The organism is Paludisphaera sp., from assembly GCF_037189885.1.
Classification (GTDB): Bacteria; Planctomycetota; Planctomycetia; order Isosphaerales; family Isosphaeraceae; genus Paludisphaera.
This window is the reverse complement of record NZ_JBBCIR010000105.1, coordinates 33,464-59,213: the sequence shown is the minus strand read 5'-3', so window position 1 is coordinate 59,213 and position 25,750 is coordinate 33,464. Positions and strand designations below refer to the sequence as shown.

General features: G+C 69.7%; 18 protein-coding genes. 11 read left to right on the top strand and 7 right to left on the bottom strand.

All coding sequences use genetic code 11. From position 1 onward, the window contains the following. Positions 1-60 precede the first annotated feature (60 nt). Positions 61-1,215, bottom strand: a complete 1,155-nt coding sequence (locus tag WG209_RS23760; protein WP_337177593.1) for a CAP domain-containing protein — start codon at positions 1,213-1,215, stop codon at positions 61-63. Positions 1,216-1,761: 546 nt separating this feature from the next. On the opposite strand from WG209_RS23760, the gene WG209_RS23755 reads away from it, so the two are divergent. The 8 genes from WG209_RS23755 (at position 1,762) to WG209_RS23720 (ending at position 12,925) form a co-directional block, all read left to right on the top strand. Further along, positions 1,762-3,588, top strand: a complete 1,827-nt coding sequence (locus WG209_RS23755; protein WP_337177592.1) for a phospho-sugar mutase — start codon at positions 1,762-1,764, stop codon at positions 3,586-3,588. A 60-nt stretch (positions 3,589-3,648) separates the two neighbouring features. Further along, positions 3,649-4,977, top strand: a complete 1,329-nt coding sequence (locus WG209_RS23750) for an excinuclease ABC subunit UvrC (protein WP_337177591.1) — start codon at positions 3,649-3,651, stop codon at positions 4,975-4,977. 27 nt (positions 4,978-5,004) lie between these two features. Further along, positions 5,005-5,547 carry an RNA 2'-phosphotransferase gene (locus WG209_RS23745; RefSeq protein WP_337177590.1) on the top strand — a complete coding sequence of 181 codons (543 nt, stop codon included), beginning with the start codon at positions 5,005-5,007 and terminating at the stop codon, positions 5,545-5,547. A gap of 157 nt (positions 5,548-5,704) precedes the next feature. Continuing rightward, on the top strand, positions 5,705-6,700 hold the full coding sequence (locus tag WG209_RS23740; RefSeq protein ID WP_337177589.1) for an NADPH:quinone reductase: 996 nt from the start codon (positions 5,705-5,707) through the stop codon (positions 6,698-6,700). 55 nt (positions 6,701-6,755) lie between these two features. Then, a complete protein-coding gene (locus WG209_RS23735) occupies positions 6,756-7,706 on the top strand; it encodes a glucosamine-6-phosphate isomerase (RefSeq protein WP_337177588.1) in 951 nt (316 codons plus the stop codon). 144 nt (positions 7,707-7,850) lie between these two features. Further along, complete coding sequence (xylA, locus tag WG209_RS23730; protein ID WP_337177587.1) at positions 7,851-9,164, top strand: xylose isomerase; 1,314 nt, start codon at positions 7,851-7,853, stop codon at positions 9,162-9,164. Between the two features lie 365 nt (positions 9,165-9,529). Then, positions 9,530-10,447 carry an outer membrane lipoprotein-sorting protein gene (locus WG209_RS23725; protein WP_337177586.1) on the top strand — a complete coding sequence of 306 codons (918 nt, stop codon included), beginning with the start codon at positions 9,530-9,532 and terminating at the stop codon, positions 10,445-10,447. Between the two features lie 240 nt (positions 10,448-10,687). Beyond that, complete coding sequence (locus WG209_RS23720; protein WP_337177585.1) at positions 10,688-12,925, top strand: NfeD family protein; 2,238 nt, start codon at positions 10,688-10,690, stop codon at positions 12,923-12,925. A gap of 10 nt (positions 12,926-12,935) precedes the next feature. Here WG209_RS23720 and WG209_RS23715 read toward each other — a convergent pair whose 3' ends face one another. The 3 genes from WG209_RS23715 to WG209_RS23705 all read right to left on the bottom strand — a co-directional run bounded on the left by WG209_RS23715 (position 12,936) and on the right by WG209_RS23705 (position 17,990). Then, complete coding sequence (locus tag WG209_RS23715) at positions 12,936-13,964, bottom strand: hypothetical protein (RefSeq protein ID WP_337177584.1); 1,029 nt, start codon at positions 13,962-13,964, stop codon at positions 12,936-12,938. 215 nt (positions 13,965-14,179) lie between these two features. Next, entirely contained in the window at positions 14,180-15,247 is a 1,068-nt protein-coding gene (locus WG209_RS23710) for a formylglycine-generating enzyme family protein (RefSeq protein WP_337177583.1), read from the bottom strand. 916 nt (positions 15,248-16,163) lie between these two features. Then, positions 16,164-17,990, bottom strand: a complete 1,827-nt coding sequence (locus WG209_RS23705; protein ID WP_337177582.1) for a M2 family metallopeptidase — start codon at positions 17,988-17,990, stop codon at positions 16,164-16,166. Between the two features lie 465 nt (positions 17,991-18,455). Here WG209_RS23705 and WG209_RS23700 point away from each other — a divergent pair, with 465 nt between their 5' ends. From WG209_RS23700 to WG209_RS23690, 3 genes are read left to right on the top strand one after another with little or no spacing between them, the layout of a single operon-like run. Further along, positions 18,456-20,000: a GTP-binding protein gene (locus WG209_RS23700; protein ID WP_337177581.1), complete on the top strand. Its 1,545-nt coding sequence runs from the start codon at positions 18,456-18,458 to the stop codon at positions 19,998-20,000. 16 nt (positions 20,001-20,016) lie between these two features. Then, positions 20,017-21,468, top strand: coding sequence for a DUF697 domain-containing protein (locus WG209_RS23695; protein WP_337177580.1), 1,452 nt, complete (start codon positions 20,017-20,019; stop codon positions 21,466-21,468). Beyond that, positions 21,465-21,902, top strand: coding sequence for a hypothetical protein (locus tag WG209_RS23690; protein ID WP_337177579.1), 438 nt, complete (start codon positions 21,465-21,467; stop codon positions 21,900-21,902). The genes WG209_RS23695 and WG209_RS23690 overlap by 4 nt, the downstream gene beginning before the upstream one ends. Positions 21,903-21,917: 15 nt before the next feature. Here WG209_RS23690 and WG209_RS23685 read toward each other — a convergent pair whose 3' ends face one another. The 3 genes from WG209_RS23685 to WG209_RS23675 all read right to left on the bottom strand — a co-directional run bounded on the left by WG209_RS23685 (position 21,918) and on the right by WG209_RS23675 (position 25,733). Beyond that, the gene (locus WG209_RS23685) at positions 21,918-22,310 is read right to left on the bottom strand and encodes a response regulator (RefSeq protein WP_337177578.1); all 393 of its coding nucleotides are present in this window, start codon (positions 22,308-22,310) and stop codon (positions 21,918-21,920) included. Between the two features lie 204 nt (positions 22,311-22,514). Then, positions 22,515-23,843 carry a DUF1571 domain-containing protein gene (locus WG209_RS23680; RefSeq protein WP_337177577.1) on the bottom strand — a complete coding sequence of 443 codons (1,329 nt, stop codon included), beginning with the start codon at positions 23,841-23,843 and terminating at the stop codon, positions 22,515-22,517. 186 nt (positions 23,844-24,029) lie between these two features. After that, positions 24,030-25,733 (bottom strand): GH3 auxin-responsive promoter family protein, encoded by a 1,704-nt coding sequence (locus WG209_RS23675; protein WP_337177576.1) that lies wholly within the window; start codon positions 25,731-25,733, stop codon positions 24,030-24,032. Positions 25,734-25,750 lie beyond the last annotated feature (17 nt).

The following is a 25,750-nucleotide window of genomic DNA, read 5'->3' as shown; positions in this document are numbered from 1 at the left end:
CCCCGGGAGGGACGGTCGAGGGGGCGGCCTTCGTGCGCGGAGACTCCGGCGCGGGTCGGGTCAAACCGACTTGGCCTTCCAGGTGGACCAGGCGGCGAGGGCCGACGCGGCCACGTCGGGGCCCTTCCAGTCGGCCGGGGTGAAGACGGCCATCTTCGGCGGCGACGCGGGCTTGGTCGATTCCTTGACGACGACGGGGGCGTTCGTCTTCACGACCGGCTCGGACCTCTTCACGTCGGCCGAGAGGGAGACGGGCTGGGCGGCGGCCGTCGTGGAGGCCTTCACCTGGTTCGCGGCGTTCATGGCCGTCCGCAGCCGGCCGTCCCAGGGCTTGCTGGTGACGAAGTCCTGGGCCACGTTGAGGTTCGAGACCGTGACCTCGACCTCCTTGATGACAACGTCGTTCTCGCTGGCGGTCACCTTGTACCGGCCCGCCGACAGGGGAATCTGGTAGCCGCCGGACTCCCAGCTCCTGGTGGAGGCGGTCTGGCCGGTCTCGACGTTGGTGGCGTCGATCGCGACCCCCCCCTTCCCCTCGCCCGGCGTGTAGAAGTCGTCGCCGTCGTTGTCGTGATAGACCACGCCGACGACCTTGGGGGCGGTGGACGCGTCGCGGCCGAAGTTCTGGGTGACGACCACGGGCCCGATCTTGCCGGTCGTCTTCGTGACGCCCACGCCGACGTCGGTGAACGACGCCTCGGGGGCCACGCCCGGCTGGATCAGGTTGCGGCGGTGGCCGGCGTCGGCGACTCCCCAGTCGTACATGAACGCCTGCGTGGCGTTGTCGACGCTCTTGGCGTAAGCGTAGGCATTCTCGGCGGTCGCGGAGCCGTTGAAGCCCGCCCGCTTCATCCGATCCTCGGGCGAGGAGCCGTCGGAGCCGGTGTGCGACTGATACTTGTTCGCGGCCATGTCCTCGCTGTGAGCCTGGGCGGCCTCGGCGAGGTCGGGATTCCACGCGACCGGCGGCAGCGCCCGGCTGGAGGCGACGGTCGCCTTCACCGCGTCGACGTCCACGTTGTAATGGTCCAGCGTCCGCTTCACGTCGGAACCGACCGAGCCCATCCACTGCGAGGCGGCCTGCGGGTTCGTCCGCGCCAGGTTGATCAGCGAGAGGGCCAGTTGCTGCTCATTATTGGGGACGGCCGACGAAAGGAGCTGACGGTCCTCGAGGCCCTCGAAACGCAGCGATCGTCTTGACGTCGGTCGAGCCATACTGACCTCCCTGTCCGTGGCGATCGGCGGGCCTTCTTGGCCCGTCCGCCTGAACGCGATCTTCCCTGATCGTCCTATCTACATCGTGCCGGACGACCCCGATGACTTGAGCGAATCCGCCGTTGACGGCGTCCTTCGCCCTCGTCCCGACGAAACACTCATAGAGCAACGGGCGTGCCATCGCCGGGAAACGAGCTTCCCAATTCCCCGCCCCCCAGCCCAAATTCCAGGCCGGGCCGGGGTTGCGTCGCGGGCCGGCGGACGCGGATTTCCTCCGGGCGGGCTCCGCCGTCAAGGTCGGGCTAGCGGGATCCCCCGCGCTGTCAAGAGGAAATTACAAATCGGCCGTTCTTACAAGGCCCCGGGGAAACGCTTTCCGACCTAAATTCGGGCTCAAGTTGGGACTTGCGCCGACCGACGGGTTGCCCCGAGCCGGCCCCGGGCGCGCCGTTCGCTTGTCCGCGCTGGGGCTTGCGAGTTAGCCTTGGGGACGTCCCGCCGGGCGCGCTCGCGCCCCGGGGACCGCCCTTGCTGGAGTTCGCCGAGATGATGACCGTGGACGCCGCGCTTGCCGGGATCGAGAAGGCCGTGAAGGGGGGCGAGCTGTCGGAGCCGGCCGCGGCGGGGATCCGTCGCTGGCTGTCCGAGGGGCCGTTCGCCCGGTACCGCGAGACGCTCCTCGCCGAGATCGAGGCCGGCCGCTGGAAGTCGCTCGACGACGCCTTCTACGCCGTCCTGGAGTTCGGCACCGGCGGGCGTCGCGGCATCATGTACCCCGTGGGCACCAACGTCCTGAACGAGCGGACCATGGCCGAGAGCGCCCGCGGCCTGGCCGACTACGTCGCCGCGAAGAAGGGCCCCGGCGCCCCGCTCGCCTGCGTCATCGCCCGCGACACCCGCCACAACTCCCCCGAGTTCGCCGCCCTCTGCGCCCGCGTCCTGGCCGCGGCGGGGTTCAAGGTGTACCTGTTCCCCGAGGCCCGCTCCACCCCCCTGCTCTCCTTCGCCGTGCGCCACCTGGGATGCGACGCCGGGATCATGATCACGGCCTCGCACAACCCGCCGTCCGACAACGGCTTCAAGTGCTACAACAACGTCGGCGGCCAGGTGATCCCCCCGGACGACTCCGGGATCATCGCCCGCGTCACCGCCGCCTCCGACCGCGACATCCCGGAGAAGCCGCTGGAGGAAGGCCTGGCCGACGGCTCCATCGTCCACGTCGGCGAGGAGGTCGACCGGGCCTACATCGCGGCGGTCGTCGGCGAGTCGGTCAGCCACGCCCGGGGGATCTCCATCGTCTACACCCCCCTGCACGGCGTCGGCGAGACCTCGGTCGCCGCGGCGCTCGCCGCCGACGGCTTCGCGGACGTCAACATCCTGGCCTCCCAGCGGACCCAGGACGGCGACTTCCCCAACGTCCCCGGCCACGTCTCGAACCCCGAGAACCCCGCCACGTTGCAGGCCGCGATCGACGAGGCCCGCAAGACGGGGGCCGACCTGGTCCTCGCCAGCGACCCGGACGCCGATCGCATCGGCGTCGGCCTGCCGGCCACCGGCGACACCGCCGGCGAGTGGATCACGCTGGACGGCAACCAGATCGGCGTGCTGCTCTCCGCGTTCGTGATGAAGCAGTACGCGGACCTCGGCCGGCTCCGGCCCGACCACTACATCGTGACCACTCTGGTCTCCACGACCATGGGCAGGGCGTTGGCCCTGCGCGAGGGCATCCGCGCCGAGGACGACCTGCTCGTCGGCTTCAAGTGGATCGCCGAGCGCGTCGACCGCGAAGGGCCGGCCGGCTTCCTGTTCGGCTTCGAGGAGTCCTACGGCTACCTCAAGGGGACCTACGCCCGCGACAAGGACGCCGCCGTCGCCGCCATGCTCTTCGCCGAGCTGGCCGCCACCTGCAAGGACCGCAAGCAGACCGTCGTCGAGTACCTGGACGATCTCTACATCGACGTCGGACATCACGCCGAGCGCCTCATCAACAAGACCTACAAGGGGCGCGAGGGGCTGGAGAAGATGCGGTCCATCATGAAGGCGTTCCGCGAGACGCCGCCGATGACCGTCGCCGGGCTGGCCGTCACCCAGGTCCACGACTACCGGACCCACGAGATCCGCGACGTGAAGGGCGTCGAACGCCCCACCCTGCTCCCCGAGCCCTCCGGCGACCTGCTGATCTTCCACACCGAGCGCGAGGGGGTCCGCTTCGCCGCCCGGCCGTCGGGGACGGAGCCCAAGATCAAGTTCTATCTCTTCGCCCGCTCGACCGTGGACGGGCCCGACGCCCTCCCCGCCGCCAAGGCCCAGACGAAGGCGATGCTTGACCAAATGACCACCGACATCGAAAAATATCTCGACGACGTGGCCTGATCCGACCACCTCCCCGCGCGGGCGGGCGGTCCGGGTCGGGCTCACGGTCGCGGAGGCCCCATGTCCGACACCAAGACCCACCCCGACCGATCCCCCGCCGAGAAGGTCCGCGACTTCCCCAACACGCCCGGCGTGTACCTGATGAAGGACGCGCACGGGCGCGTGATCTACATCGGCAAGGCCAAGAATCTCCGCGCCCGCGCCGGTTCGTACTTCCACAAGGCCGCCGAGACCGACAAGCGCATCGTCAACTGGATCGGCGAGGTGGCGGACATCGACCACCTCCCGGCCGACAGCGAGGTCGACGCCCTCCTGATGGAGGCGCGGCTCATCAAGGACATCCAGCCCCGCCACAACCGCGACCTGAAGGACGACAAGTCCTTCCCGTATCTCCAGATCACGGTCGGCGACGACTTCCCCCGCGTCAACTTCACCCGGACGCCGCTGGATTCCGGCGTGAAGCTCTACGGCCCGTTCCCCCGGGCCAAGAGCCTGCGCGGGGCGATCCAGGTGCTGCAACGCATCTTCAAGTTCCGCACCTGCTCCCTGGAGATCGAGGAGGACGACCCCCGCTGGCGCTGGTTCCGCCCCTGCCTGCTGGCGTCGATCGGCCAGTGCACCGCCCCGTGCAACCTGCGGATCGACCGCGAGACCTACCGCCGCGACATCCATCGACTGCGGCTGTTCCTCGACGGAAAGAAGGACGTGCTCCTCAAGGAGATGGCCGAGGAGATGCGCGAGGCGTCCCGCGAACTCCAGTTCGAGAAGGCCGCGCGGATCCGCGACGAGATCAAGGCCCTGGAGAACCTGAACCTCCGCGGCGACCTGGCCAAGCACGCCCAGCCCGAGGTCTTCTACATCGACCCGCGCCGGGGCCTGAAGGGCCTGAAGAAGGTGCTCCAGCTCGATTCGATCCCCCGGACGATCGACGGCGTGGACATCGCGCACCTGGGCGGGACGGAGACGGTCGGCTCGCTGGTGACGTTCGTGGACGGCCTGCCCTTCAAGCCGGGCTACCGCCGGTATCGCATCAAGAGCGTGGCCGGCGTGGACGACTTCGCGTCGATCCGCGAGGTCGTCTCCCGGCGCATCGACGGCCTTCGCGAGCGCGACGAGCCGTTCCCCGACATCTTCCTGATCGACGGCGGCAAGGGGCAGCTCAACGCCGCGCTCGAAGCCTTCGAGGCGAAGGGGGTCCAGCCGCCGACGCTCATCTCGCTCGCCAAGCGCGAGGAGGAAATCTACGTCCCCGGCCGATCCGACCCGATCGTCCTCCGCCGCCGCGCCTTCTCCCTGCGCCTCCTCCAGTACGTCCGCGACGAGGCCCACCGCTTCGCCCAGCACTACCACCACATGCTCCGCAAGAAGCGCGTCCTCGGCGACGAGTGACATCGTGAAAACTTACGAAACATCATCATGTCCAAGCGCCTGATCACCGTCAGCAAGTACCTGGCGAAGCACCTTCGGCACGCCCCGCAAGACCTCGGGTTGACGCTTCAGCCCGGCGGCTGGGTCGCGGTCGACGACCTGCTCGCCGCGACCCGCCAGCACGGGTTCCCGATCACCTTCGACGAGTTAATCGAGTGCGTCGAGACCAACGACAAGCGGCGGTTCGCCTTCGACGTCTCGGGCGAGCTGATCCGCGCCAACCAGGGGCACAGCGTCGAGGTGGACCTCCAGCTTGAGGCTTGCGAGCCCCCCCCTACCCTCTACCACGGCACGGTGGAGCGGTTCATGCCGTCGATCCTGGAATCCGGCCTGACGCGCGGCAAGCGTCACCACGTCCACCTCTCGGGCGACGTGGAGACCGCCCGCAAGGTCGGCGCGCGACGCGGACAGCCGGTCATCCTCGCCATCGAAGCCGGCCGAATGGGCCGCGACGGCCGCGAATTCCTCCGCTCGGCCAACGGCGTCTGGCTGACCGACGCCGTGCCGCCCGAGTACCTGTCACGGATCTGACGCGCGGCTCCGTGACGACTTCGCGACATCCCGCCATGGCTGTCGCCCGGCCCGGAGCCGGGCCGGGGCGGCGAGGGATTCAGTCGGGCCGGCGCGCCGGCTATGATGGGGCCTCCGTGGCGGATTCGGTCGGCGAAACGGTTCGAGGGCAAGGCGGATGCGCGCGGCATATATCGAGAAAACCGGCCCCCCCGACGTGATCCGGGTGGGCGACCTCCCCGTCCCCGAGCCCGGTCCCGGGCAGGCGTTGGTGCGGGTCAAGGCGGTGGCCCTCAACCCGTTCGACCTCTACCTGCGGGCGGGCATCGTGAAGATGCCGATGACCTTCCCCTACATCCTGGGGAGCGACTTCGCCGGGGTGGTCGAGAAGGTCGGCCCCGAGGTGGGGATGTTCAGCCCGGGCGATCGCGTCTGGGGGTCGAACCAGGGGCTCAAGGGCCGCCAGGGGGTCGCGGCCGAGTTCGCCGCCATCGACGAGGGGTGGCTCAACCCCATCCCCGAGGGGCTCGCCGACGTCGACGCCGCCGCGATGGCGATGGTCGGCATCACCGCGCACCTGGGCCTCTTCCACCGCGCCGGGCTCAAGGAGGGCGAGGCCGTCTACGTCCCCGGCGGCGCGGGGGGCGTCGGCTCGATGGTCGTCCAGATGGCCAAGGCCGCCGGCGCCCGCGTCGCGACCTCCGCCGGCTCCCCCGACCGCATCGACCTCTGCAAGCAACTCGGCGCCGACCTCGCCTTCAACTACAAGACGGCGGACCTCGCCGCCACGATCCGCGAGTTCGGCCCCGAAGGCATCGACGTCTGGTACGAGACCCAGCGCGAGCCCGATTTGCCCACCACCGTCCCACTTCTCAACACCCGCGGGCGGATGGTCCTGATGGCCGGCCGCGACGCGACCCCCGCCCTCCCCCTCGGATCGTTCTACCCGCGCGACTGCTCCCTGCTGGGATTCGCCATGTTCAACGCCTCGGCCGAGGAGCAACAGGCCTGCGCGTCGGACATGATCCGTTGGGTCCGCGAGGGGAAGCTCAGGCCGCTCGTCGGCCGGACCTTCCCGCTCGCCGAGGCCGCCGAGGCCGAGCGCTTCCTGGAGTCCAACACGATCGGCAAGGCGGGCCAGCTCGCCGGCAAGGTCGTGATCCTCGTCGACTGACGAACCATCGAGACCCTCTTATCCCCGTCCGCCAACCGTAGAGGCCCGTTCGCCGATGAACCTGCTCACGACATTCGCCGGCTCCATGATGGAGGGGTTCCTCCCCGCCGGCTGGGACCTCGCCAAGATCGACGAGTGCTGCTCCCAGCCCCCCGAGTCGATCGGCGACCGCCAGCCCTGGTGGAATCCCGGCTTCGAGCTGATCCCCTGCCGCGACGTCGCGGACTTCGACGTGATGATGGGCCACGAGATCGCCTCCACGATCCGGAGCGCCCGCGACCGCGGCAAGCCGGCCGCCTTCATCCTCCCCGTCGGGCCGATGGGCATGTATCGCTGGGCCGTCTACTTCCTCAAGGAGTGGGACGTCTCGTGTGATCACGTCCACGGATTCAACATGGACGAATGGAGCGACAAGGAGGGGAACACCCTCCCCTCCAACGACCCCGGCGCGTTCCAGAACGCGATGGAGCAGGCATTCTACGGCCCGCTCGGCAAGCTGACCGCCCCAGAGGCCCAGCGCCATTTCGCCACGACCGACAGCCTCCCCCACTACGCCGACCGGATCGGCGAGCTGAAGTCCAAGGGGGCCGAGCTGTACGTCGTCTTCGGCATCGGCCGGGTCTGCCACATCGCCTTCTGGGAGCCCCACTTCGCCGCCGAGTATCCCACCGTCGACGACTGGAAGAAGGCCACCCATCGCATCGGTGCCCGGCTCCACCCGCTGACCATCGAGCAGAACGCGCTCACCAGCTTCAAGAGCCGCACCACGCTCGTCCCGGCCTTCGCCAACACGATCGGCCCCGGCCTGTTCCTCCAGGCCGACAAGATCATCGGCGGCGCCGAGGGGGTCTTCGGTCGCGGCATGCAGTGGCAGGGGACCAGCCTCTGGATGACCCTCCGCTACGGTGCCGACCCCTGGGTCCCCAGCACCTTCATGCCCACCCTCCCCGGCCGCCTCTTCTACCACGAGGAACTGGCCGGCCCCCTGGTCCCAGGCATGAATTGACCCCCCCGGCCCGACGCGGGGACGGCATCCGAAGGCCGTCCCCGCCGGGCGTCGCGCGGGCCTTGTGGCCGGTCGGCGGGGGGCTTAGATTGGGGTCTCCTCGACCCCCTCCCACTGTCCGAAAGCCGCCCGGCGAGGCCCCCGATGACCGCTTTCTTCCCCGACATCCCCAAGATCCAGTACGGCGGCCCGAAGTCGCGGAACCCGCTGGAGTTCAAGCACTACAACGCCGACGAGGTCGTCGGCGACAGGACGATGCGGGACCACCTGCGGTTCTCCGTTGTCTACTGGCACACCTTCACGAACCCCCTCTCCGACCCCTTCGGCGCGGGGACCGCCCTCCGCCCCTGGGACGACGGCTCGAACTCGGTCGCCAACGCCCAGACCCGCGCCCGCGCGGCGTTCGAGTTCATCGAGAAGCTCGGCGCGCCGTTCTACGCCTTCCACGACCGCGACGTCGCCCCCGAGGGCGCCACCCTCAAGGAGAGCCACGCCAACCTCGACGCCGTGGCGAAGGTGCTGAAGGAGGAGCAGGAGCGCACCGGGATCAAGCTCCTCTGGGGGACCGCCAACCTCTTCTCCAACCCCCGCTACATGCACGGGGCCGCCACCAGCCCCAATCTGGAGGTCTTCGCCTTCGCCGCCGCCCAGGTGAAGAAGGCCATGGAGGTGACGCTCGAACTCGGCGGCGAGGGCTACACCTTCTGGGGGGGCCGCGAAGGCTACATGACCCTCCTGAACACCGACATGAAGCGCGAGCTGGACCACCTCGGCCGGTTCCTGCGGATGGCGGTCGATTACAAGGAGAAGATCGGCTTCAAGGGCGCCTTCTACATCGAGCCCAAGCCCAAGGAGCCGACCAAGCACCAGTACGACTCCGACGCCGCCGCCTGCCTCAACTTCCTGCGGACCTACGACCTCCTGCCCCACTTCAAGCTCAACCTGGAGACGAACCACGCCACGCTCGCCGGGCACGAGATGATGCACGAGATGGAGGTGGCCATCGGCGCGGGGGCGCTGGGGTCGATCGACGCCAACACCGGCGACTATCTCCTGGGGTGGGACACCGACCAGTTCCCGACCAACATCTACCTGACGACCCAGTGCATGCAGGGCGTGCTGGCGATGGGGGGCTTCACCACCGGCGGCGTGAACTTCGACGCCAAGGTGAGGCGCGAGAGCTTCGAGCCGGTCGACCTGTTCCATGCCCACATCGGCGGCATGGACGCCTTCGCGCGCGGCCTCAAAATCGCGCACGCCATCCGCGAGGATGGCCGCTTCGCCGAGTTCGTCAAGGCCCGATACGCGAGCTGGGACAGTGACCTGGGACGCGAGGTCGAGGCCGGGAGGTCGAGCTTCGCCGACCTGGAAGCCTACATCCTCCCGAAGGGGGAGGCCGCGCGCAACCCGAGCGGCCGGCAGGAGATGCTCGAAAACCTGCTCAACGACTACATCTGAGCCGGGCCGCCGGCGAGCCGGCCTGGCGCGGGCCCTTGGGCTCGGCGCCGATGATCGGGAGGGGCCAGGCGGGTGGGGCCATGTCGCGGATCGGACCTGGTCGCATCTCGGGCTCCTTCGGGGTTGGTTGCCTAGGGTGAGACGCCCTCCCCATGAGCATGGTTCGCGCCGGGGCCGCCGGAACGGGGCGGTCCCGCCGCGTTTTCGGGTCCGGTGGCGCCGGCGGGATGGGCTGGCCGGATTCCCGGGGCTTTGGTAAGAAGTCGCTCAAGCGTCGGGGCACGCGCGCCGAGAGGCCGCGAGCCGACGGCGGGGTCGGGACGGGTCCGCCCGAGGACGACACGCTTCGGAAGATGGAGGGAACCATGCGAAGATGGGGAGCGATGATCGGCCTGGGCGGCTTGCTCGGGGCGTTGACCTTCGGGGGCGCCCCGGCGTCCGGGCAGGCCCAGGCCCCCGCCGCGGCCCAGCCCCCCGCGCGGGCGCAGGCCGCCGCCGACATCGACGTCGAGACCCTGCTGAAGCGCTGGGAGGGGCAGAGCACCAAGCTCAAGACCCTGGACGTGACGATCTTCCGCACCGACCGCGTCCCCTCGTTCGACGAGATCGAGTACTTCGAGGGGCGCGCCCTGTTCAAGAACCCCAACCTGGCGTTCATCGACTTCAGGAAGATCAAGCAGGACCCCCAGGGGAAGCCGCTGAAGAAGGACGACGGGTCGTGGGACAGCATCCACGACGAGCGCATCCAGTGCACCGGCTCCGAGGTCTGGCAGTACCGCAGCGACACGCGGCAGATCTTCATCTTCCCGCTGGAGAAGGACCAGGCCGAGAAGGCCATCGAGGAGGGCCCCCTCCCCTTCCTGTTCAACATGAAGGCGGAAGAGGCCAAGGACCGCTACGAGATGAAGATGCTCGCCCCGCCGGACGCCTCGTCGTACGCCGTGGCGATCACGCCCAAGCTCGACGTCGACCGCGAGAGCTTCAGCCGCGCGTCGGTCCAGCTCGACCGCTCGTTCATGCTCCCCGTCCGGATCCTGCTCGTCTCGCCCGACGGCAAGAGCACCAAGGACTTCAAGATGGAGTCCGTGAAGCCGAACGTCGCGGTGGACGGCAAGAACTTCGTCGGCCAAGAGTTCGAGAAGTGGAAGGTCGTCCGCAACCCGACCGGCGAGACGCCCGGCGCGCGGCAGCCCCCGGCCCAGGCGCAGCCCGCCGGCGAGGCCCGGCGCCCCGCCCCGGCCAACGCCCCGCGATCGGCCGCCGCCCCCGCCGCCCGGCGCTGAGCCGCCCCGGCCCGTAATGCCCGCCGAGCCCTCCCCCGGGAGGGCTCGCGTGCGCGCCGGCCTGGATCGTCGGGCGTTTGACGGTGATTTTCGCCGCCCCTATAATCAGCGCGGTTGAACAGCGAGGGAGGCGTTCGTGGTAACCCCGGGCGCCGCGGTCGCCGCGGTTCGCGAGTCCCGAAGCCGGACCCCTCGCACGGTCACGCCGCGACGTCGGTACGCGGAGGGAGTCCCACTCTGATGAAGCGCGCCGTTGTCGCCCGCCACGCCCTCGCCTCGGTGATCGCGCTGATGCTCACGACGGCCGCGGCGATGGCCCAGGCCCTCGACGCCGCCGCGCCCGCGGGAGAGGCGACGCCCGGCCAGTTCTTCACCGTGACCGAGCCGATCACCCACGAGCAGATCGCCCAGGTCCGAGCCCGGACCCGCCACCTCGTCGACCAGGCGTCGCGCCGCGAGGGGGCCAAAAGCCCGATCCTCGTCTTCCAGTTCCTCCCCGGCGAGTCCGCGCCGGGGAGCAGCGACTTCGGCGCGGCCTACGACCTGGCGAACTACATCGCCCGCGACCTCGGCGGCGCCCGTCTGACGGTGGCCTACGTGCCGAAGCCGCTGACCGGCTTCGCGGTCCTGCCGGCCCTCGCCTGCACCGAGATCGTGATGGGCTCCCAGGCCAGCCTCGGGCCGATCACGCCCGAGACCCAGTCGTTCGACCCCGCCCTCCGCGAGCCCGTCCGGTTCCTGGCCGTGCGGAAGGCCCGCGACGCCGACCTGATCCTTGGCATGCTCGACCGCGACGCCGACCTCCGCCTGGTCCGCACGGCCGACCGGGGCGCCCACTACGTCATGGCCGAGAACCTGGACGAGTTCCGAAGCTCCCGCCAGGTCGTCGACGACAAGCCCGCCTGGGAGGGGGGCCGCCGGGGCGTCCTGACCGCCGAGCGGGCTCGCGACGAGGGCTTCGCCAAGCGCCTGGCCGAGACCCCCGCGGAGGTCGCCGCCTTCTACCGCATCGCCGGCCAGTCCACCCTCGACGACCCCACGCTGGGGCAGTTGCCGCGCCCGGTCTGGATCAAGATCGAGGGCCCCATCGAGCCGGCGATGGTCTCCTACCTCGGGCGCAGGATCGGCCAGGCCAGGCGAGAGGCCGCCAACCTCGTCTTCTTCGAGATCGACAGCCCCGGCGGCCTGATCGAGCCGGCCGACGCGATCGCCGACCTGATCGCCGGCGTCCAGGACATGAAGACGGTCGCCTACGTCAACGAGCGAGCCCTGGGGGTCGCCGCGCTGCTCCCGCTGGCCTGCCGCGACATCGTCTTCGCCGAGGGGGGCCGGCTCGGCGACGTCGACCAGCTCGTCACCGGGCGGGGGGCCCTCCAGCCGCTCTCGGAGGCCCAGATCGACGCCCTGGCCGAGAAGGCCGCGTTCCTCGCCTCGCGCAAGGGGCACTCGCCCGACGTCGCGCGGGCGCTCGTCGACCCGGCCGTCGAGCTGGTCGACGCCCTCGACTCGGAGACCGGGGCGACCCGTCCCGTGGCCCGCGACGCGGCCGAGGCCGATCGCGACAGGTTCAAGAACATCGTGGCGCGGAACGTCGGCGCGGAGGGGCCGCTGCTGATCACGGCCGCGGACGCCGAATCCTTCGGCATGGGCCAGGTGGTCCGCGACCTGGAGGAGTTGAAGGCGCTTCACGGCCTCCAGGGGGTGCCGATCCGCGTCGAGGGCCCCACCTGGGTCGACGAGCTGGTCACGACCCTGACCGATCCCTACGTGAGCTGGCTGCTGCTGTTCGTCGGCCTGTTCATGATGGTGCTGGAGCTGAAGCTGCCGGGCATCGGCCTGCCGGCGATCACCTCCGCCCTGGCGTTCATGCTCTTCTTCTGGAGCCACTACCTCGGCGGCACGGCCGACCAGCTGGAGATCATCCTGTTCCTGCTCGGCCTGCTCGCGCTGGCGATCGAGCTGTTCGTCCTGCCGGGCTTCGGCGTCTTCGGCATGGCGGGGATCGCGCTGATGCTCGTCAGCATCGTCATGGCGAGCCACACCTTCGTCTGGCCGACCCAGGAGTACGAATACCGCGAGATGGGCATCACGCTCATCCAGCTCACCGGCGCGCTGCTGGGCGTGACCGCGGGCGCCGTGGTCCTGGCCCACTACCTCCCGGGCATCCCGATCTTCAACCGGCTGATCCTCAAGCCCGAGCCCTGGGACGAGCCCGCGACCGACCCGACCGCGAAGCCCTCGATGGAAGGCTACGAGTCGCTGGCCTTCCTGATCGGGGAGACCGGGCGGACCACGTCCCCCCTGCGCCCGACGGGCAAGGCTCGTTTCGGCAACCTGCTGATCGACGTGACCGCCGACAACTTCTACATCGAGCCCGACAGCCTCGTCGAGGTCGTCGACGTCCACGGCACCCGCGTCATCGTCAAGCCGTGGTCGGGGGAGGCCCCCGCCGACCTGTCCGACCTGGACACCGCCTGAGCCGGCCGACTCAGCGTTCGAAGATGATCCGGAATCCCAGCTCGCCGTGGCGGCCCTCCACGTCGTCCCGCATGCCCATGCCGAACTGGCCGCTCATCCGCTCCGAGAGCCGGTAGTGGACCTGGGGCATGAACAGGAACTCCGACGGCCCGCGAAGCTGCCTGGAGAAGTTGGTCTCCACCCCGAGCACGAGACGCTCGGTGACGTCGGCGAAGATCGAGAGGTTGACGATGAGGTCCGTGCCAGTCGTCGGCGGCTCGTCGCTGAACGGGAAGATCTGCGGGCCGACGCTGCCGCCGAACATGCCGAAGAGGCTCCACGTCTCGTCCAGCCTCACGCCCGCGAGGTAGAGGAGCGTCGGGATGAACTCGCGCTCGCGGGTATCGAAGTAGGCGATGCCCTGCACGCCGTGGATGAAGGCGTCGTCGAAGGCCGTCCCGAAGGTGTACTGCGCCGCGAACTTCTGGGCGACGATCTGGGTGTCGAAGATCGGCAACTCGTATTCGATCGCGAAACCGTCGGCGATCGCCCACTCGATCTCGGGGGCCCACTCATACTTCGGGCCACCGCGTCGGAACGGCGCGAGGCTGAGCACGTTGACCTCGAACTCGCCGCGACGAGCCCCGAGCCCGCGGACGAGGTCGAAGACCATCGGCTCGGGGATGTGTGGGCCTGCTCCGTGTCGGTTCGGGTCCGGCCTCGCCCTGGAGACCGGCGGGCCGAAGATGGACGACGCCAGTCGTCCGACGTGACGGAGTCGACCCGGCCGTCCGGCGCGGACCTCGCGAGGGGGGGCGGCCTCCAGGTACCCCGGTCGGGCGACCTGGTCGTGGATCGCCCGGCGGGCATGGACGTCCACGCGGGGCGAGAGGCCCGGGGCTTCCTCGTCGGTTCGAAAGAAGAACGGCTGGTAAAATGGCGGAACCGCCGAAGCGTCGGGGGGAGGTTCCGTGCCGCTCTCGTGGAACTGGCCCGCGATCACCGAGGACGCCGCCAGCATCCAGATCAAGCCGGTCGCCGCGTGACCAAGCTCTCTCATGGACATGGCGCGTTCCGCTCCATACGCCGCCGAATCGGGCCGGCGGAGGGGCCGACCGTCGCGAAATCCCGCTCCCCGCCGCGTCCGGCCCTCGATCGCCGCGGCGGCCTCGCGGCCATGTTACTTAAGTTCTGGTTAAGGTAAAGGTCGATGGCGGACCGTCGCCGCCGCCTCGGCTCCTGCGAGGCGACGGGCGACGGATCGAGGGGCCCGCTTCACTTCGCCGGCGAGGCGTCCTTCACGCAGCGGAAGCCCAGGTGCGACATGCCGGAATCCGTGGCGGTGCCGCGGCGGGCGCTGGGACGGTAGTTGGTGCAGTAGTTGGAGCTGCAAAGGAACGAGCCGCCGCGGGTGACACGCTTCGGCTGATAGGGCTCCTCGGGGTCGTAGCTCTTCGCGGGCCCCCGGGGGTTGTCCCTCACGGCGACGTCGCCGTCGAGGCGGTAGGTGTCCGGGCGATACCAGTCGGAGCACCACTCCCAGACGTTGCCGATGGTGTCGTACAGCCCGTAGGCGTTGGGTGCGAACGACTTCACCGGCGCGATCAGCGGGTGGCCGTCGGCGTCCTCCGCCATCTCCGGGAACCGCCCCTGCCAGGTATTGGCCAGACGCTTCCCGCCGGGGGCGAAGACATCCCCCCAGCCGTACTTCCAGTTCTCGTTTCCGCCACGCGCCGCGCGCTCCCATTCGGCCTCGGTCGGCAAGCGCTTGCCGGCCCACCTGGCGTAGGCCGCGGCGTCCTCGTACGAGACCTGGACGACGGGATGATCGTCCTTCCCCTCGATGGAGCTATCGGGGCCTTCGGGATGCCGCCAGTCGGCGCCGACGACCCACTTCCACCAGTTGGAGATGTCCTCCAGCCCCCCCGGCGGGAGTTTGCCGACCGGGGGCGTGAAGACCAGCGAACCCGGGCGCAGCACGTCGTCGGGGGGCTTCGGGGTGCCGGGGGGTACCTGCTTCTTCAACACCTCCCAGTCGATGGGGCGCTCGGCCGTGGTCTTGTAGCCGGTGGCCTCGACGAATTCGCGGAACTGGGCGTTCGTCACCTCGGTCGCGTCGATCCAGAAGCCGTCGACCCGCGCCTTGTGGGCGGGCCGCTCGGAGTCATGGGCGTCGCGGTCGTTGGTGCCCATCGTGAAGACCCCGCCGGGGACCCAGACCATCCCCTCGGGCTCCGGCCCGGCCGGTTTCCCATCCTGGGCCGTGGCGACCCCCCCGCGGCAGGCCAACACGGTGCCCGCGATCAGCCACGAATACCACTCCCGCCGAGTCGTTCTCGCCATGATTCACCGCAGCCTGAAAAAAATGCGGGAGCCGGGGGAAACCTCGGTCTCCCTAAATCGTTGAAGCGAGATTGCTTGCGATGATGGAACTTGACTTGGCTCGAATTAAATCGCCGCCGCGAAGTTTCGAACCGCCGTTTGTATAGCACTACGAGGAGTGAAGGTCTGGAGTCGGGTTCTTTGGCAATTCGATATCGGCGAACAGGCGGGGGGAAGGTACGCGCCCAGGGCGAACGAAATCCCAGCCCTTATGCAAGCCGGCCCCGGGTCACCGGTCGCCCCTGATCGTGCCGGGAGCGGGGACGGAGGCTTGGATACGCGACGGCTGGTCGAGCCACGCCACGCCCACGCCCATCCTCCCTCGGCCGGTGCCGAGGATGAAAATCTCTTCGAAATTGACGAACGAAGCCAGGCTATATGATTCGTAAGGCAATGATGAATCAGGCATTTACGCTAATCGAGCCGGAAGTCCAAAGCGCGAACGAAGCCAACACGCCGGTCGAAGGCCGACGCGGTAAGGAACGTGTCCCGTGTCCATCCCTCCCGTAGGCTGGGTCGAGACCCAGCTCCGGGATACGCTTCGGCTTCCGCGGGCTGGGTCACGACCCAGCCTACGAGAGGAGCCAACATCCCTGACATTGCCGTGGTTAACCATTAAACGACGCATATCCCAGGCTGGGCCTCGACCCGGCCCTGAGATTCAGGTGATCGCGGTCTTCGCCCGGGCCTCGAGTTCCAAACGCCACTCGACTGAGGAGTAAGAAACCTCTTCGAAAACGACGAACGAAGCCAAGCTCGTTTCGCCCTAAACGACTTGCCAAATAGGTGGTTGCGATCGAATCGAGGTCGGGCCGCCGGCGCGAACGAAGCCAACTCTCCGGGGCGTCGGCCGGCCGGTGGCGAGGGTGATTCCGGGTTACGAGGGCCAGCCGGCGGGCTTTCCCCGGTTCTCGGTTTCGAGCCATGCCTTCAGGGGTTCAAAGTACGCCACGAGGGGCCGGGCGGTCAAACCTTCCCCGGTGGCCTCGCGGAGGACGGCGTTCCAGTCGCGGGTGGCTCCCAGCTTGAGGATGTCGCGGAGGAAGGCGCCGACCTTCTCGTTGCCGTAATAGTTGCACTCGCGCGGGTCCTGCTTGAGGATCTCGCGGGCGATGTGGTCGTGGAGCTGAAACTTGATGACGGTGCCTATGGCGTAGTCGTAGTACTGCGCCGGGTCGTCGTTGATGTGGGTCTTGGTGGCGGCGTCGCAGAGGGTCTCGGGCCGCTCGGCCGGCGGGGCGATTCCCTGGTACTCTCCGACGCGTTTCCACCAGGCGGCGTTGAGGGCGTCGTCGGCGACGGCGCCGGAGTAGAAGTCGTGCTCGAAGCGGGTCATCACGCCGGCCGCCCACGGGAGGAAGACGATCGACGCCCCCTCCAGGGCCGACGAGAGGAGGAAGGTCGTCGCCGGCGCGGCCTCGGCCTCGGGGGCGAGCAGGCCGACCTCCTTGAGGTACGGGCGCTGTCCGGCGGCCAGGCCGATGAGGTCGCCGACCCCTTCGTGGAACGCGCGGTTGGCGCCCGCGCGGAGGAGGTGGGGCACCTCGGGCGTCGAGTAGGCGAGGTAGTAGTAGATATGCCCCAGCTCGTGGTGCGAGGTGTCGAACCACCGGCTGTCGGCCTCGACCGACATGAGACTGCGGACGTCCTGTTCCAGGTCGATGTGCCAGGCGCTGGCGTGGCTGTTCTTCTTGCGGCCGGTGACGGGGTCGGCCGGGTATAGGTCCGACTTCGTCCAGAAGCTTTGCGGGAGCTTGGGGAAGCCCATCGACGTGTAGAACCGCTCGGCCTGCTCGACGACGTACTCCGGGGTCTTCCCCCGGAACGGGGCGTCCATGTCGACCCCCTCGACGAGCCCCGGCCAGTTCTGGCCCCACCGGTTCGACAGCCAGTGCGCCGGGATCATCCCCTCCGGGGCCTCGGCGCCGTAGCGGGCCGCGAGCTGGTGCTTGGCCCATGTATGGAGCTGGCCGTAAAGGGGCCTGACCTCGGCGACGAACCCGTCGCAGAGGGCCAGCATCTCGTCGACGGTCATGCCGTAATCGGCGACCTGGAGCGCGAAGAAGTCCGAGAAGCCCATGCCGCGCGCCAGCTGATTCCGCAGGTCGCGGAGCCTGAGGATCCCATCGCGGAGCGGCGCGCCGATCTCCTTGGACGCGTTCCAGTAGGCCAGCCGCTCGTCCAGATCGCGGGAGGTCAGCAGCACCTGGTCGATCCGGTTGGCCGACGGGTTCTCGACCGAGCCGTCGGCCTTCCTGACGGTGTATTCGAAGGAGTCCTGGGCCGCCCCCTGCCTGGCCTCGGCCTCGACGCGGGCCTTGACGACCTCGGGGAGCGTGCCGGGGGCCTCGGCGGCGCGGAGGCGGATCTTCTCGAGCTGACGGACCTGGATCTCGTCGAGTTCGTCCCTCGCGGCGAGGAACCGCGTCACCTTCTCGATGACCTCGGGGGAGCCGACGACCTCGAAGACGGCCTGGCCCGCTTCCACCTGCGCCGCGGTGTGGGCCTCGGAGACGTCGGTGGAGGCGGCCCACGACGCCTCGCTCGCGGCGGTGTCCAGCGGCAGCCAACGGGCGACGTAATCCTGGAGGAAGGCGTCGACCTCGTCCCGGATCGCGGGAGCCATGCCGGCCCCCGCCGATCGCGGCAACGCCCCCACCCCGGCCGCGACCGCGGCGGCCATCAGGAAATCGCGACGGTCCATGCCATGCGTCTCGTCCCGCATCACGTCCCCCCGGTGGAAATCGGCCGCGCTCGTCCCCGCGTCGATTACGAGGATAACCGTGCCCGGGCGGCGGCGGAATCCCGCCGTCCCCCTGGCGAGGCGGTGCTTGAATGCGGTCCCCCTTATAATGAGCGAGCCGCCCATGGCGGGTGGAACGGACCAAGGGATTGAGGATCATTGGATGGATCATCATTGCTGCGACGACATGCACCGGGAAGTCCGACGGATCTGCGAGCAACACGCGAATCGGTTCGACTGCCCGGATTGTCTCGTTCACTACTCGCCTAGCCTCCACGAATATGGGCTAATCGTCCACGATGGAGGATCGGCCGTGCGATCGATCCAATTCTGCCCCTGGTGCGGAACCGAGCTTCCGGCTTCACAACGCCAGGCGGGTTCGAGAACCTGACGGATCTCAATTTCCCCTTCGAGAGCCTTGATCGCATGCCCTCTTCGCGCCCCCTGCCCCGTCGCCTGGTCCCGTTCGTCGTCGCGACGGTCGCCGTGGCGCTGTTCGCGACGGTCGCGATGGCCGGCGATCGGCTCGGCCCCTGGCTGCCGGCGCTCTTGATCCCGCTGGGGCTGGCGACGGCCTCCTCATTCGCGTGGGTGGCGTGGGTCGCCTTCCCGACTCGCCGCGACGGCCGCCCCGCGGAAGCTCCCCCCGCGCTCGACCCCGCGGCGCTCGCCGAGGCCGCTCGTCGAGAGTCGGCTCGGGCCCGGGAGCACATCGAGAAGATCCGCGACACGCGCCGTCGCGAGGAGCTGCGCGGGGAACTCGCGAAGCTGGACGAGGGCCAAGATGCGGAGCCCGGACGGGCCGAGATGGACATCGTCGTCTTCGGGACGGTCTCGGCGGGGAAAACCTCGCTCGTCAACGCCCTGATCGGCCGCGAGGTCGGCGAGGTCGGCGCCGTGATGGGGACCACTCGCCGGGGGGACAGCCACGTCCACGCGCTCGAAGGCGTCGAGGGGATCCTGCGGATCGTCGACACGCCGGGGCTGGCCGAGGCCGGGCTCGAAGGGGGCGAGCGCGAGGCGGAGGCCCGGCGGCTCGCCCGGGGCGCCGACCTGCTGCTGTTCGTCGTCGACCACGACCTCGTTCGGGGCGAATACTCGGCCGTCCTGGAGCTGGCCCGTCTCGGCAAGCGGTCGATCGTCGTCTTCAACAAGAAGGACCGCTTCCCGGACGCCGACCGCGAGGCCATCCTCGCCAAGCTCCGCGAACGCCTCGCGGGCGTCGTCCCCCCCGAGGACGTAGTGGCCGTCGCCGCGTCCCCTCGGCCGATCCCCGTCCGCGTGATCCGGGAAGACGGCTCGCAGGAGACCGTGATCGAGGTCCAGGAGCCCGACGTCCACGACCTTCGCGGGCGGATGGCGAAGGTCCTGGCGAACGAGGGCAAGCTGCTCCGCGTGGCCAATCTCCTGCTCAAGACGAGGTCGCTGGAGCAGGAGGCCCACTCCATCCTGGACGCCGAGCGTCGCCGAAGGTCCGCGGAACTCATCGAGCATTACCAGTGGGTCACGGCGACGACCGTCTTCGTCAATCCCGTCCCCGCGCTGAACCTGGTGCAAGGGGCCGTCGTCCAGCTCGACCTGATGGCCGACCTCGCCCGGGTGCACGACCTCGACCCGTCCCCCGCGCGGCTCCGGGCGACGGCCGGCAACCTGGCCCAGGCCATGCTCAAGGCGGGCCTGCCGGAAGCGGCCGCGTCGGTGATCGCCGGGATCTTCAAGCGGAGCCCGGCGACGTTCCTGGCGGGAGGGGCCGTCCAGGCGGTGACGGCGGCCTACCTCGCGCGGATCGCCGGGGAGGCGCTCGCCGATTATTATCGTGACGGCGAGCGCTGGGGCGAAGGCGGGATCGAGGCCGCCCTGCTCCGCCGCTTCGAGGACGTCAGCCGGGCCGACTTCCTCCAGGCGTTCGCCCGACAGGCGTTCGACCGCTTCCTCAGCAAGACGGGGCTGAAGCCCGCGACGCCGGAGTGACGGCAAGGACGAGACGATGGAGACGACCGACGCCGAGGCCGACGAGACGCCGACACCCGCGCCCCCCGGGGCCGAGGCCGTCGGCCCGCTGCTGGACGACCTGGAACGCGCCGCGGAGGTCGCCGGCGCTGAGGGAGGGGCCGACGCCGTGGAGCGCGCCCGCGAGAGCCTGAAGGGCACGCTCGACGCGCTCCGGCTCACGCCGGAGGAAGAGCGGGCGATGGCCCCCCAGCTCGACCGGCTCCGCGACCTGGCCCGCAAGCTGGACGAGGCGACCGTGGAGATCGTCGCCTTCGGCATGGTCAGCCGGGGCAAGTCGTCGGTCCTCAACGCTCTCCTGGGCCGCGAGACCTTCGAGGTCGGCGCGACCCACGGCACGACGGTCCGCCGGGGCGCGCAGGATTGGGTCGAGGCCGAGCCCGGCGGCTTCCCGGACGCCCGCCTGATCCTGGTCGACACCCCCGGGATCGACGAGATCGGCGGTGAGATCCGCGAGGCCCAGGCCCGCGAGGCCGCCCGCCGGGCCGACCTCATCCTGTTCGTCATCTCCGGCGACATGCAGCGCCTGGAAGTCGACGCCCTGGCCGAGCTTCGCCGCCATCGCAAGCCGATCATCCTGGTCTTCAACCAGGTCGATCGCTACCCGGACGCCGACCGCGACGCCATCATCGCCAAGCTGGAAGAAGAGCGCGTCAACGGGCTCGTCCGACCCGAGGACGTTATCCTCTGCGCAGCCCGCCCGGACCCGACCCCGGTCAAGGTCCGCATGCCCGACGGTTCCACGCGGACCGAATGGGAGCGCCCCGCCCCGCTGATCGAGCCCCTGCGGGCTCGAATCCTGGACGTCCTCGGCGGCGAGGGGAAGGCGCTAGTGGCCCTCAACACGCTGCTCGCCGCCGGGGACCTGCACGCCGACATCCTGGCGGGAAAGGTCCGGGCCCGCGAGGAGGAGGCCGACCGGCTGATCTGGCGATACGCGCTGGCGAAGGGGGCGGCCGTGGCCGTGAACCCGGTCCCCGTGGCGGACCTGGCCGGGGGCGTCGCGGTCGACGTGGCGATGCTCCTGGCGCTCAGCAAGGTCTACGGCATCCCGCTGACCAGGCCGGCGGCCGTCCGGCTGGTCCGCGACATGACGCTCGCCCTGGGGGCGACGGGCCTGATCCACATGGCGACTCGGCTGATCGGCAGCGGCGTGAAGGCGTCCATGGCCGGCCTAACGGTCATGTCGGGCGGGCTCGCCGCCCCGCTGACGGCGCTCGGCTACGGCGCGATCGGGTTGACGCAGGCCGTGGCCGGCGCGACGGCCTCCTACGTCATCGGCCACGCGGCCGGCACCTACCTGCGGCAGGGAGGACAGTGGGGACCGCGCGGGCTCAAGACCGTCGTCCAGGACCTGCTAACCCAGGCGCGGGCGGATTCGATCGTTGATCGGCTCCGCGACGACCTGAAAGCCCGTGTGAAGCCGTGACCACGACCACACGGAACGTCCTGATCGCCGGGGCGGCCGTCGTGGCTCTCGCGGGCCTGCTGGCCTACGAGATCGTCGCCACGCGCCCCGTCAGGGAAGCGGTCCGGGCGTACTCGGATTTGATCGCCGTGGCGAACCACCCCGGCATGACGGACGCCGATCGGGCCGCGGCGGCCCGCCCCTACTTCTCCTCTCGACGGCTGGCCTCGGGGTCAATTCGTTTCGCGACCGAGGGGGGCGTCGAGGGCCTGCCGAGGTCGATCGGCCGGAACTTCCGCGCCTGGCGCGAAGGCGGGGAGGTCTGGCTCTGCCCGACCGGCCGGACGGGCGTCGTCCATCGGCTCGTCGAGGAGGACGGCCGGTGGAAGCTCGACGGCCTGGTCGGCTACCTCCGCGGCACCGGGGAACTGATCCCGGCGACCGATGGAGACTGACCGGCGAGGATCGGCTCAGTTGTTGTAGAACTTCTGGAGGGCCTTGTGGACCACGTGGACGACCATGTGGCGGCTGACGGGCTTCGCCAGGACGCAGAAGGCGTGCTCCGAGAGGGCCCGACGCATCAGGTTGTCGTCCCAGTCGCCCGACATCAGGATGGCCGGCAGGGCCGCCCGCATCTGGCGGACGAGCGCAAGCGTTTCCAGTCCGGAGAGGCGTGGCAGGTGCATGTCCAGGACCGCGACGTGAACCGGATGGACGCGCACGATGTCGAGGGCCTCCTCGCCGCTCTCGGCCAGGAAGGTCCGATAGCCGTGAGGGACGAAGATGTCGCGCAGGGACTCCCGCACCCCCGGATCATCGTCCGTGATGAGGATCGAGTAATCCTGTTCCGCTGTTGACGTCATAGTCCCGACCCACGAGATCCGCGTCGATACCGTCGACGGCCAGGATCCTAAGCAAGCCTCGGGCCAATCGTCCGAACCACGTCCCTTACATCAGACTCGACGGCTCCAACCCATTTCAAGCCCGTACCTTGGGATTTCATGAATTCCATCGTGGGGAGGCCGGGCGAGCCTGGCCGCGCGCCCGGCTGCCGGCCGATTTGGCAGTCAACGAGTCGTGGTGGGCGCGGGCGTGTCGGCGGCCCCCGAGGCGGCGCGGGCGATCCGGGAGAAGAGCCCCTTGGCCTCGCCCCATCGCTTGTCGGGGTCGAACGCCTCGGCGGCGGCGAGGTCGGTCGGGTTGGGCTTCAGGTTGTCGTAGCGATACGACTCCAGGAGACCGCCATCGGGCTGATGGGCGGTGACGACGACGGGCATCAGGCTGTCGGGATCGAGGAACACCCGCCAGATTTCCTTGCTGGGGGTGATCCGCTGGACGAGGTGGCATGGCCGGTCCATCCCCTCGACCGCCTGGAGGCCCTTGTAGGTCAGCCGCCCCTCGGTGCCGGTCGGGCGGCCGTTGGCGTCGAGCTGGCCCGAGAGGTTGTCGAAGATCGTGTCGAACCCGGCCTCGGTGATGGAGTGCCGGCTGTTCCGCATGGCGAGCACGCTGTCGACGGGGATCGTCATGCGAGGGATGGGGATCGCCGAGTTGGCGACGTTGACGTGCATCACCCTGTCGTTGACCGCCGCCGAGTAGATGACCTCGCGGCCCTGGTTCGGCCCGTCGGGCCACTCCAGGCGCACGGCCTTGGGGTTGCGCTGGATGCTCAGGAGGGCCTTCTCTTCCGGCAGAACCTGGCCGTTGACCCGCTCGGTGCGGGTGATGGCGACCTGGTAGGTCCGCATCGTTTCGAGCCTCTCGCGGGCCTCCTCGAGCAGCTCCTTGAGCGTCGTCTCGGGCGCCTTCGCCGGCTCGGCCGCGGCGAGCTGAGGGGCCTCGACGGGGGGAGGCTCGACGGCGGGCGCGGCCGGTCGCTCGGGTCGCGCCGCGGGCGCGTCGAGGGCCGGGGACGCGGCCTCGGGCGCGCGGGCTGGCGTGTTCGCGGCCAGCAGCGGACCCGGGGCGCCGTCGTGCTCTCGCAGGACGGGGACGCTCTCCGGCCGTCCCAGGGTGACGCGCAGGCTCGGGTCGGGTCGCCGAGTGTCCGCGCCGGGCGGGAGGGCCTCGGGCGTCGCGGACGGCTTGCGGTCGCCGTCTTCCAGCCTGGGCGAGGTGTCGGCGGCGGCCGCGGGCCGGGGCTGGGCGGGGTCGACCCCACGCGCGGCGAGCACGGCCTTGGAGTTGGCCATCTGCTCGGCGTAGGCGTCGTACCCGCCGGGGTCGGCGGTCGCGCGGGACCAGAGCAAGCCGGACATCGCGCTCGTGCCGGCGTGCCAGACGTGGCCGCCCGAGGCGCACCCGGAGGCGCAGGCCAGGCCGGCCGCGACGGCGGCCGACAGGACGATGCGCCGGCCGGTTCGATACTTAGCGACGGCGTGGTTCGCCGGATTCATGTACGTCACTCCCCCTCGGATGGGGAATTCCGCCCGACGGAGGGTCGTGCGGCGGCCCGGAGCCGTGGCCCTGATTGGACAAGCGTTCGCACGCTTACCATATAACGGCCCGCGCGTCCAGGCCGACCGCCGCGCGCGGGCCTTCGCTTCCATGCCGAGGCTCCGCCCCGCCCTGCCCTACTCCGCTTACCCCGGGCCGGCGTCGATGGCCGCGAGCGTCGGGAACGCGCGGACGGCATCGACGTCGGGGATCAGGTGCGGCTGCTTGTATTGTTCGACGGTCCCGCCGCTTCGGGCGAGCCGTTGCTTCTGGAATTCGGCCCAGGCGCCGTCCTTGATGCGGGTCGTGCGGACGGGGCCGAGGCGGAGGCTGTCGCGCTTGGCGGCGTACTCCACGTTCAACGCCCGGAGCTGCTCCTCCACCGCCGCGTCCAGCCGCGCGGCCGTCGCTTCGTCCGGGATGTCGGACGCCTCCACGAGCAGCCCATACGACGGCGGGTCGCCCCAGACCGGCAGCAGGAGGTAGGACCGCAGCCGGACCCCGGCGGCCCGCTGGGCCGCCTCGACGGCCGAAATCACCTGGTGCTCGGACAGCTTCTCCCCGGTCAGGCTGGAGAAGTGCGCCCCCTTGTTCAGGAACTCGACGACCGGGGCCTCGCCATGGAAGCCGACGCAGCGCACCAGGTCGAAGATGTTGTAGCGGTACAGGCCGCCGGCGGTGGACAGGAGGATGAAGTAGTTCCTGCCCTCGATCAGGTCGGCCGCCTCGACGACCTGGGGGTCGGCCTTGTCGGCCTCCTCCTCGGGGATGAACTCGAAATAGTGGTGGCGGACGTCCAGCACGCCGGCGGGGGTGCCGTCCTCGATGGGGATGGTCATCCGCCCCTCGGAGGCGATCAGGCCGACGTCGCGGACCGGCTTTTCGCCGAAGAACTCGGGGTACCCGCGGAGGTAGGCCCGCATCGTCCCCCCCATCCAGTTGGAGAGGAACTCCAGGTTCGGCCAGTAATCCCTGGGCAGGAGCCGCCCGTTCTCGGCGACGATCTTCTCCAGCCGTCGCGCGGCGTCCTTGCGACGGATGCTCATGCGGAAACGCATCTCCTTCCGCACGTCGTCGGGGATGGCCCACTTGGAGGACAGGGCGCCGTCATAAAGGTCACGGATCAGGGTCTCGCGCTCGCGGTCGCCCAGCCGGACCATGTTGAGGATCGTGCTGGGGTTGGCCGCGATGATCGTCCCCAGGTCCTTGTGGACGGACGACCGCAGCGCGACGTAATACTTGGACTCGACATCCTTGATCCGCGAGCCGGACGGCGGCATGCAGTACGTCGTCCGGACCATTCGCGACTGCATCGACGCGGTCAGGCCGGTGATGGCGCCGCAAGGGATGCCGGCCGAGGTGTGGCTCTCGCGCCAGTCGCTGGCGATCTGGAGGATGGGGCGAAGCCCGTTCTCGATGATGTCGGGATGGGCGTCGAACGCGGTGATGCCCCAGATGAGCCAGCCTTCGCGGTAGTTCTCGAGCGACTCGCGCGTGACGGGGATGGTCTTGGGGCGGTTGGTCGTCCCGGACGTCATCGCGAACATCAGGACTTCTGTGCCGCGACCGAACAGGGCCGAGAGGTCGCCGTCGCGGACCCGATCGATGTAGGGCTCGTGGCTGGTGTAGTCGCCGATCGGTACGCGGCGGCGGTAGTCTTCCGGGGAGCGGATCTCGCCGAAGTGATGGTCGCGGCCGAAGTCGGAGTCGGCGTGCCGGGCGATCCGAGAGAGCAGCAGCTCGCGCTGGACCCTCCGCGCGTCCGCCGCCTGGCGGTGGAAGTCGGCGGCGAGCCGGCGGGCGCGGTTCGCGATCGGGCGGCCGACCAGCCGCTTGATGAACTTGATCATGGGCGTCCCGAGGTTGG

Excerpts from the sequence above, each read along its gene's own strand:
- WG209_RS23745 (WP_337177590.1), top strand. The coding sequence starts at position 5,005 with ATGTCCAAGCGCCTGATCACCGTCAGCAAGTACCTGGCGAAGCACCTT.
- WG209_RS23760 (WP_337177593.1), bottom strand. The coding sequence starts at position 1,215 with ATGGCTCGACCGACGTCAAGACGATCGCTGCGTTTCGAGGGCCTCGAG.
- WG209_RS23700 (WP_337177581.1), top strand. The coding sequence starts at position 18,456 with ATGCCCTCTTCGCGCCCCCTGCCCCGTCGCCTGGTCCCGTTCGTCGTC.
- WG209_RS23725 (WP_337177586.1), top strand. The coding sequence starts at position 9,530 with ATGCGAAGATGGGGAGCGATGATCGGCCTGGGCGGCTTGCTCGGGGCG.
- WG209_RS23695 (WP_337177580.1), top strand. The coding sequence starts at position 20,017 with ATGGAGACGACCGACGCCGAGGCCGACGAGACGCCGACACCCGCGCCC.
- WG209_RS23715 (WP_337177584.1), bottom strand. The coding sequence starts at position 13,964 with ATGAGAGAGCTTGGTCACGCGGCGACCGGCTTGATCTGGATGCTGGCG.
- WG209_RS23680 (WP_337177577.1), bottom strand. The coding sequence starts at position 23,843 with ATGAATCCGGCGAACCACGCCGTCGCTAAGTATCGAACCGGCCGGCGC.
- WG209_RS23750 (WP_337177591.1), top strand. The coding sequence starts at position 3,649 with ATGTCCGACACCAAGACCCACCCCGACCGATCCCCCGCCGAGAAGGTC.
- WG209_RS23705 (WP_337177582.1), bottom strand. The coding sequence starts at position 17,990 with ATGGACCGTCGCGATTTCCTGATGGCCGCCGCGGTCGCGGCCGGGGTG.
- WG209_RS23675 (WP_337177576.1), bottom strand. The coding sequence starts at position 25,733 with ATGATCAAGTTCATCAAGCGGCTGGTCGGCCGCCCGATCGCGAACCGC.
- WG209_RS23755 (WP_337177592.1), top strand. The coding sequence starts at position 1,762 with ATGATGACCGTGGACGCCGCGCTTGCCGGGATCGAGAAGGCCGTGAAG.
- WG209_RS23710 (WP_337177583.1), bottom strand. The coding sequence starts at position 15,247 with ATGGCGAGAACGACTCGGCGGGAGTGGTATTCGTGGCTGATCGCGGGC.
- WG209_RS23740 (WP_337177589.1), top strand. The coding sequence starts at position 5,705 with ATGCGCGCGGCATATATCGAGAAAACCGGCCCCCCCGACGTGATCCGG.
- WG209_RS23735 (WP_337177588.1), top strand. The coding sequence starts at position 6,756 with ATGAACCTGCTCACGACATTCGCCGGCTCCATGATGGAGGGGTTCCTC.
- WG209_RS23685 (WP_337177578.1), bottom strand. The coding sequence starts at position 22,310 with ATGACGTCAACAGCGGAACAGGATTACTCGATCCTCATCACGGACGAT.
- xylA (WP_337177587.1), top strand. The coding sequence starts at position 7,851 with ATGACCGCTTTCTTCCCCGACATCCCCAAGATCCAGTACGGCGGCCCG.
- WG209_RS23720 (WP_337177585.1), top strand. The coding sequence starts at position 10,688 with ATGAAGCGCGCCGTTGTCGCCCGCCACGCCCTCGCCTCGGTGATCGCG.